Source organism: Mesorhizobium sp. M7A.F.Ca.CA.001.08.2.1 (genome assembly GCF_003998455.1).
Lineage (GTDB): Bacteria > Pseudomonadota > Alphaproteobacteria > Rhizobiales > Rhizobiaceae > Mesorhizobium > Mesorhizobium ciceri.
Genome location: NZ_RZPW01001120.1, coordinates 1 through 1,441, shown reverse-complemented (window position 1 = coordinate 1,441; position 1,441 = coordinate 1). Strand labels below are relative to the sequence as shown.

Annotated in this window: 2 protein-coding genes; both read right to left on the bottom strand. The window is 65.5% G+C overall.

Features of this window, described 5'->3' with window-relative positions:
* On the bottom strand, positions 1–607 hold a 607-nt coding region (locus EN914_RS35375; protein WP_206527318.1), incomplete at its 3' end, for an acyl-CoA dehydrogenase family protein.
* Positions 608–682: 75 nt separating this feature from the next.
* A partial coding sequence (locus EN914_RS35370; RefSeq protein WP_127389687.1) for an enoyl-CoA hydratase family protein occupies positions 683–1,441 on the bottom strand: 759 nt, incomplete at its 5' end.

Genomic DNA, 1,441 nt, shown 5'->3' with positions numbered 1-1,441 from the left:
CTTCGAGCCGTTCGGCGATGCCAAGGCCCTTGGCGTCGCCAGGCACGAGGAAGGCCGAGAGCCCCTTGGCGCCCGGCGCCTCGCCGGTGCGGGCAAAGACGACATAGAGGTCGGCGATGCCGCCATTGGAAATCCAGGTTTTTTCGCCTGTAAGAACGAAGCTGTCGCCATCGCGGGTCGCCGTCATCTCGGTGTTGGCGACGTCCGAGCCAGAGCGCGGCTCCGACAGGGCGAAGGCCGAAATCGCTTTGCCGGCGCGTGTCCTCGAAAGCCATTCCTGCTGCTCCGGCGTGCCGAACAGGCTGAGCGCGCCGGTGCCCAGCCCCTGCATGGCGAAGGCGAAGTCGGCCAACCCGTCATGGCGAGCGAGCGTCTCGCGCGTGATGCACAAAGTGCGCACGTCGAGTGGCCCCGGATTGTCGGTGTCGAGCGCCGTCGGCTTCAGCCAGCCGTCTTGGCCAAGCTTGGTCACCAGCTCGCGGCAGGCCGCGTCGACATCATGATGATCGACTGGGAGGTTGGTCGTGCACCATGCCTCGAGGTGCTCGGCTAGTTCGCGATGGCGGTCTTCGAAGAACGGCCAGGAGAGGAAGGAACGATCAGGCATTGGTGGCCCCGCTATTGAGGCCTTGCGCACTACGGCGCCCCCCTCCCGCCAACGTCTCCACGCAAAGCATCATCCTCAATCCCCCTCGAACACCGGCTTTTCCTTGGCCACGAACGCCTTGTAGGCGCGTTCGAAGTCGCGGGTCTGCATGCAGATCGCTTGCGCCTGCGCTTCCGCCTCGATCGCCTGGTCGAGGCCCATCGACCATTCCTGGTTGAGCTGGGTCTTGGTGATGCCGTGCGCGAAGGTCGGGCCGGAGACGATGCGCGCCGCCATGTCGAGCGCGTCGGCTTCAAGCGCGGCGGCATCGACCAGCCGGTTGTAGAAACCCCAGCGTTCGCCTTCATCAGCCGTCATGGTGCGGCCGGTGTAGAGCAGTTCGGCGGCGCGGCCCTGGCCGATGATGCGCGGCAGGATCGCGCAGGCGCCCATGTCGCAGCCGGCGAGGCCGACGCGGGTGAACAGGAACGCGGTCTTGGCTTCCGGCGTGGCGATGCGGATGTCGGAGCTCATCGCAATGATGGCGCCGGCGCCGACCGCGACGCCGTCGACCGCCGCAATGATCGGCTTGCCGCAATTCAGCATCGCCTTGACGAAATCGCCGGTCATGCGGGTGAAGACCAGGAGCTCCTTCATGTCCATTTTGACCAGCGGGCCGATAATGTCGTGGACATCGCCGCCGGAGCAGAAATTGCCGCCATTGGAAAGGAACACCACGGCGTCGACATCGTCGGCATAGACGAGGTCGCGGAACGTGTCGCGGAGTTCCGCATAGCTGTCGAAGGTCAGCGGGGTCTTGCGCTCCGGCCGATCGATCCGGACCTTGGCGATCCT